Here is a 6794-nt window from a genome sequence, read left to right as displayed (position 1 = left end):
GCGGCGCCGCGGGCCCGCGGCTGCGGATGGTGGGCCCCGGTGGCCTGCTCGGTCATCTGGTTCTCATCTCTCAGGAGTGTGAGGGTGCAGAGGGCGGTATGTCTGGTTCCCAGGCAACAAAAAACCCCTCGTGCCAGAGGCAGGCGAGGGGAGCGCGTCGACGCTTTCCACGAGGCGGTCAGAAGCCCGGGTCAGCCGACGCGCTGTCCAAGTACGAGAATTCGGGTGCGCATGGGATTGACCTTCCTCCTCGCGAGCCTGGAGTGTCAAGCGGGTGGGACGGCGGTCTCAGTATGTGAGCACAAATCGTCCGCCCTCTGGGTGGTGCCGCGTCCGGAAGGGCGGCCGCCTTCCGGCGGGACGGGCCCGTCGGGCACGGGATAGCCCCCGCACGCCAGCGAGGAGCGCAGCCGGGGCTCGTCCAGCGGCCCGGCGAACGCCATGCCCTGGCCGTGGGTGCAGTTCAGCTCGCGCAGGGCCAGCACCTGCTCCGGGCGGTCCACGCCCTCGGCCACCGAGCGGATCCCGAGGTCCTCGGCGATGCGCAGCAGCCCGGCGGTGATCTTCCACAGCCGGGGCGACTCCGCGACGCCTTCGGTGAGCCCCCGGTCCAGCTTGAGCACGTCGACGGGGAGCCGCCGCAGCGCCTCCAGGGGTGCGAAGCCGGCGCCGAACCCCTCCAGGGCGATGCGCACCCCCAGCCGGCTCAGCGCCGTCAGCCGCCGCTCCAGCTCGTCCAGGGAGATCCGCGGGTCCTGGTCGGCTACCTGCAGGACGAGGGAGTCCGGCGCCAGCCCGTGCCGTTCGAGCAGGGCCTCGACGTCCTTGGGGGGCAGCTCCCGGTGCATCAGGCGCCGGGTGGACAGCCGTACGGCGACGGGCACCGGGCAGCCCGCCGCGTGGCGCTGCGCGGCCTGGTCCACCGCCTCCTCCAGCAGCCAGCGGGCCAGTTGCGCCGTGCGGTCGGTGTCCTCGGCGACCCGCAGGAACTCCGCGGGGGTGAAGAGGACGCCCTGCGCGGAGCGCCAGCGGGCCTGCGCCTCGACCGCCGTCACCTCGCCGGTGCCGAGGTCGACCACGGGCTGGTGGAGCAGGGCGAACTCGCCGTCCCGCAGCGCCGCGCGCAGCCGTCCGGCGAGCTCGGCGCGGCGCACCACCTCTGCCTGCATGGCGGGCGCGTACACCTCCACCCGCCCCTTGCCGGCCTGCTTGGCCCGGTACATCGCCAGGTCGGCGTTGCGGAGCAGCTCCCCCGGGCTGACCCCCGGGTCGGCGAAGGCCACTCCGATGCTTGCGGCCACCCGTACATCCGTGCCGTCCACCCGGTAGGGCTCGGAGAGGGCGGCGCGGAGCCGGTCGGCGACCTCGTGCACCTGGTACTCGCGCAGATGGCGGTCGGCGCTGGTGCCGCGGATGAGGGCGGCGAACTCGTCACCGCCCAAGCGTGCGGCGGTGTCGCCGGCGCGCACCGAGTCGCGCAGGCGTCGCGCCGCCTGCACGAGGAGTTCGTCGCCGGCCTGGTGGCCGACGGTGTCGTTGACCGCCTTGAAGCCGTCCAGGTCGATGAAGAGCACCGCTGTGGTGCCGGTGTCGCCGTCGCCGGCCCGGCGTCCGCCGATCGCCTGGCGGATCCGCTCGGTGAACAGGGCCCGGTTGGGCAGGTCGGTGAGCGGGTCGTGCTCGGCGTTGTGCTGCAGTTGGGCCTGGAGCCTGACCCGCTCGGTGACGTCGCGGCTGTTGAAGATCAGGCCGCCCTGGTGGCGGTTGACGCTCGACTCGACGTTGAGCCAGCTGCCGTCTCCGTGCCGTATACGGCACTCGATGCGGGTGGCGGGCTCCTCGGCCGCGTGGGCGGCCAGGAAGCGGCGCACCTCGTGCACCACCCGGCCCAGGTCCTCGGGGTGGATGTGGGTGGCGAACTCGGTGCCGACCCACGTCTCGGGATCACAGCCGTACACCCCCTTGGCGGCGGGGCTGACATAGCGCAGTACACCGGTCGGCGAGGCGATCATGATGACGTCGCTGGAGCCCTGCACGAGCGAGCGGAAGTGGTTCTCCTTCTGGGCCAGTTCCTGGGTGAGGGCCATGTTGTCCAGCAGCATGATGCCCTGCCGTACGACGAGGGCGAGGACGACGGCGCAGCCGGTCAGGAGCACCACCCGGTCGCTCTTGCGGCCGTCGATCACGTTGTAGAGGATGCCGAGCACGCAGACCGCGGCGGCCAGGTACGGGGTCAGCGCCGCCAGTGAGCCGCTCACCCGGTGGGCCTGCTCCTGCTGCCGCTCGGCGGAGCTCCGCCCACCGACCCAGGGTGCGTAGGCGAGCAGCATGCTGCCGGCGAACCATCCCGCGTCCAGGATCTGGCCGGAGGTGTAGTGCTCGCGCAGCAGGGGCGAGGTGAAGAGCGCGTCGCACAGCACGGTGAGCGCCAGTGAGGCGATGGCCGTGTTCACCGCCGCCCGGTTCGCCGTCGAGCGCCGGAAGTGCAGCGCCAGCACCACGCTCACCAGCGTGATGTCCAGCAGCGGATACGCCAGCGACAGGGCGATGCGCGCGGTGCTGTGCCCCTCCCACAGGGCCGTCTGGGCCAGGGCCAGGGTCCAGGAGAGGGTCAGCAGGGAGCCGCCGATGAGCCAGGCGTCCAGGCCGAGGCAGACCCAGCCGGCCCGGGTGACCGGCCGCTTGGCGAGCACCAGAAGCCCGATGATCGCGGGCGGGGCGAAGAGCAGGAAGCAGAAGTCGGCGACCGAGGTGCGCGGCACATCGCCCTGCAGCACGACCTCGTACCAGCCCCAGATGCCGTTGCCCAGCGCCACCATGAGGGAGGAGACGGCGAACAGCGCCCATGCGGGGCGGTGCCGGTCGGCGGCTGCCCTGCGGACGTACACCAGGCAGGAGACGGCCGCCGCCAGCGCGGCCGCGGAGAGCCCGAAGTCGCCCATGACCATGGCCAGGCGGCTCGAGCCCCAGCCGAAGGCCGACCCGATGGCGTACCCGCCGCAGAGCAGGGCCAGCAGCATCTGGGGCAGCAGACCGGTCCGTCTGCCCGGCGCGGAGGCCTGCGAGAGGACCGCACCGGGCGCGCTCACGGTGTCGTCCCGCGGAACCGTGAGCGTCCCCGGCACGGTGTGCCGTGGTCCAGCGTCGGATGCTCTCTCCATTGGCCGTGCATCGCCCGTCGCCCCCCATCAAGTCCTGAGTCGTTCCACGTCGGTTCGCGGCACACCGGGCCACGCCGTTCGTGTTCCCCCGTCCGGGACGATACACCAGTCCAGTCACTCAGGGACATAATTCCTCTACACAGAGTCACCACAGGTAGCGCCCTGCCCCACGCGTGCGGCACCCGGTGCCAGAGACGCACTCAGGTGGTCATGACGACGTTCACGAGGTCCTGGCCGGTGGTGAAGCGGTGCAGCTGCTCGCGGAGCAGCCGCCTGGCGCGGGGCAGGAAGGCGGAGGTGCTGCCGCCGACGTGCGGGCTGATCAGGACGCCCGGAGCGTGCCACAGCGGGTGCCCCGCGGGCAGCGGCTCCGGGTCGGTGACATCGAGTGCCGCCTGGAGGCGGCCGGCCTCCAGCTCCGCGAGGAGCGCCTCGGTGTCCACGACGGGGCCGCGAGCGACGTTCACCAGCAGGGCCCCGTCCTTCATCCCGGCCAGGAAACGGGCGTCGGCCAGGTGGTGGGTGCCCGGGGTGAGCGGGGTCGACAGGATGACCGCGTCGGCCCGGGGCAGCAGCCGGGGCAGCTCCTCCATGGCGTGCACCGGGCCGCGCGGGGAGCGCCGGGCCAGCCGCGCGACCCGGGTGACCTGGCATTCGAAGGGGACGAGCCGGTCCTCGATGGCGGCGCCGATCGATCCGTAGCCGACGATGAGCACCTGCCGGTCCGCGAGGGCCGGATAGAAGCCGGCGTGCCACTCCTCCGCGTCCTGGCCGCGCACGAAGCGGGGGATGCCGCGCAGCGCCGCCAGGGTCAGGGTGACGGCCAGCTCGGCGGTGCTGGTCTCGTGCACCCCGCGGGCGTTGCACAACCGCACACCCGGGGAGAGCTGCTGGAGGTACGGCATGACGTGGTCGACGCCCGCGCTGAGGGTCTGCACGACCCTCAGCGCGGACATGCGGGGCAGCGGACGGCCGGCGACCTCCGGGCCCTTCATGTAGGGCACCACATAGAACGCGGCGTCGGCGGGGTCGGCCGGGTACTCCTCCTCGCCGTCCCAGAAGACGTAGTCGAGTTCGGCGGGCAGACCTTCGACGTCCTGCGCGGGGATCGGGAGCCAGACCGTGGGGCGGTGGTTCCGGGTGATGTCAGCCATGGTCAGGAGGCTATGGCACAGTGGGGCGGCGCGAGAGGTCAGCGGAGGTCATCCAGGTGGAGCGCAGAACGGTCGGATCGGCGGCTCTGGAGGTGGGCGCCGTAGGCCTGGGATGCATGCCGATGAGCTGGGCCTACACGGCCTCCCGGCAGGACGGGGAGTCGTCGCTGCGGGCCGTGCACGCGGCGGTCGACCACGGTACGACGCTGCTGGACACCGCCGACATGTACGGGCCGTTCACCAACGAACTGCTGCTGGGGCGGGTGCTGAAGGAGCGCAGGCGGGAGGTCTTCGTCTCCACCAAGTGCGGTCTGCTCGTCGGCGAGCAGCACCTGGTGGCCAACGGCCGCCCCGCGTACGTGAAGCGGGCCTGCGACGCGTCGCTGCGCCGGCTGCAGACCGATGTGATCGACCTCTACCAGCTGCACCGCGCCGACCCCGAGGTCCCGGTCGAGGAGACCTGGGGCGCGATGGCGGAGCTCGTCGCGGCCGGGAAGGTCCGGGCGCTGGGGTGGTGCGCGGTGGGCGCGAGGGCGGCGCGGCGGGCGGGCGCGGGCATGTACGACGAGACACTGCGGCAGTTGCGCCGTGCCCAGCAGGTCTTCCCGGTGAGCTGCGTGCAGGCCGAACTGTCGGTGTGGTCGCCCGAGGCGCTGGCCGCGCTGCTGCCCTGGTGCACCCAGCGCGGGGTCGGCTTCATGGCGGCGATGCCGCTCGGCAACGGCTTCCTGACCGGCACGCTCACCCCCGGCCAGGGCTTCGAGCCGAACGACGTACGGGCCCGCCATCCCCGGTTCACCGCCGAGATGATGGCCGCCAACCAGCCGATCGTCGCGGGCCTGCGCCGGGTCGCCGAAGCGCACGGGGCGACTCCCGCGCAGGTCGCGCTGGCCTGGGTGCTGGCCCAGGGCCCGCAGGTCGTGCCGATCCCCGGGGCGAAGCGGCGGCGGTGGACGGTGGAGAACGCCGGGGCCGCGGAACTGCGGCTGACCGCGGAGGACTTCGCGGAGATCGCGGCGCTGCCTCCGGCGCGGGGCTCCTGGGACTGACCGCGAATCCGCCGGTACGGCGCACACCCGGCGCGGCGACGGGGCCCGTGCGGAGCGGCCCTTGGGCGGGGCCCGCCCGGGCGGCCGTCACCACCGGGGCGCACGCGGGCGCGGGGACGCCCCTGGGGGCGGAAGGACCGAAAAGGCACCGCTGACGTCCGTCACGCGTGGCGGGAACCGCGAACGGCCGGGCGGTGTAGCGAGAGATGTGATGTCCTTGGATTCCGAGCCGGACAACCTCGGGGAGAAGAACGTGGGACGCCGTGCCGCCGTCGTGACCGCCGCGCTGGCCGGTGCCGCGCTGCTCGCCACCGGGTGTTCCGCCGGCGGTGGTTCCGCCCCGGCTCCCCCGGGTTCCGCTCCGGCCTCCGCCACCGCGTCGGCACCCGCCTCCGCCGGCGGCGACGAGTCCCCGGCCCCGGCGAGGGGCACGGCGAAGGTGACCGGCACGGTCGCGACCGGGCTCGGCACTCCATGGGGCGTCGCCGCGCTGCCGGGAGGCGATCTGCTGGTGGCCTCCCGGGACACCGGGAGGATCGACCGGGTGGCCGCGGGCAGCGGCCGCGCGACCCGCGTCGGTACGGTGCCCGGGGTCTCCGCGGGCGGCGAGGGCGGCCTGCTGGGGCTCGCGGTGTCGCGTGACTTCGCCACCGACCGCCTGGTCTACGCGTACTTCACCACCGACTCGGACAACCGCATCGCGCGGATGCTCTACGACCCGTCGAAACCGGCCGGGGAACAGCTGGGCGCTCCCGACACGATCCTGCGCGGCATCCCGCACGGCGCCATCCACAACGGCGGGCGGATCGCCTTCGGGCCCGACGGCATGCTCTACGCGGGCACGGGCGAGAGCGGCGCACAGGGCCTGGCGCAGGACAAGAAGTCCCTGGGCGGCAAGATCCTGAGGATGACCCCGGAGGGCGAGCCCGTGCACGGCAATCCCGAGGCGGACTCCGTCGTCTACTCCTACGGACACCGCAATGTGCAGGGTCTGGCCTGGGACAGCGAGGGCAGGCTGTGGGCCTCGGAGTTCGGGCAGCACACCTGGGACGAGCTGAACCTGATCGAGCCGGGGAGGAACTACGGCTGGCCGGTCGTGGAGGGCCTCGCCCACCGAGACGGCTATGTGGACCCGGTCGCGCAGTGGCGCACCGACGACGCGTCGCCCAGCGGCATCGCTTACGCGGACGGCTCGATCTGGATGGCCTCGCTGCGCGGCGCCCGCCTGTGGCGGATCCCCCTGGCGGGTACGAAGCCCGCGGCCGACCCGCAGGCGTTCCTCGTCGGCGAGTACGGCAGGCTCCGCACCGTCGTCACCGATCCCGCCGGCGGGCTGCTGCTGACCACCAGCAACACCGACGGCCGCGGCGAACCGCGCAAGGGCGACGACCGCATCCTGCGGCTGGACGTGAGCTGACCGAAGACGCCGA

General features: G+C 73.1%; 4 protein-coding genes. 2 read left to right on the top strand and 2 right to left on the bottom strand.

All coding sequences use genetic code 11. From position 1 onward, the window contains the following. Nucleotides 1-266: 266 nt before the first annotated feature. Nucleotides 267-3089 (bottom strand): putative bifunctional diguanylate cyclase/phosphodiesterase, encoded by a 2823-nt coding sequence (locus ACRWND_RS26245; protein WP_431953581.1) that lies wholly within the window; start codon nucleotides 3087-3089, stop codon nucleotides 267-269. A gap of 272 nt (nucleotides 3090-3361) precedes the next feature. Continuing rightward, nucleotides 3362-4315, bottom strand: a complete 954-nt coding sequence (locus tag ACRWND_RS26240; RefSeq protein WP_431953579.1) for a 2-hydroxyacid dehydrogenase — start codon at nucleotides 4313-4315, stop codon at nucleotides 3362-3364. Nucleotides 4316-4371: 56 nt separating this feature from the next. Here ACRWND_RS26240 and ACRWND_RS26235 point away from each other — a divergent pair, with 56 nt between their 5' ends. Both ACRWND_RS26235 and ACRWND_RS26230 read left to right on the top strand, forming a co-directional pair. Continuing rightward, nucleotides 4372-5364, top strand: coding sequence for an aldo/keto reductase (locus ACRWND_RS26235; protein ID WP_431953577.1), 993 nt, complete (start codon nucleotides 4372-4374; stop codon nucleotides 5362-5364). Nucleotides 5365-5575: 211 nt separating this feature from the next. Continuing rightward, nucleotides 5576-6781 (top strand): PQQ-dependent sugar dehydrogenase, encoded by a 1206-nt coding sequence (locus ACRWND_RS26230; RefSeq protein WP_431953575.1) that lies wholly within the window; start codon nucleotides 5576-5578, stop codon nucleotides 6779-6781. Nucleotides 6782-6794: the final 13 nt, after the last annotated feature.

The organism is Actinacidiphila sp. bgisy167 (assembly GCF_965342175.1).
In the GTDB taxonomy this organism is placed as follows: domain Bacteria; phylum Actinomycetota; class Actinomycetes; order Streptomycetales; family Streptomycetaceae; genus Actinacidiphila.
Note: the sequence above shows the minus strand (reverse complement) of the source record. Positions and strands in the feature narration are given on the sequence as shown.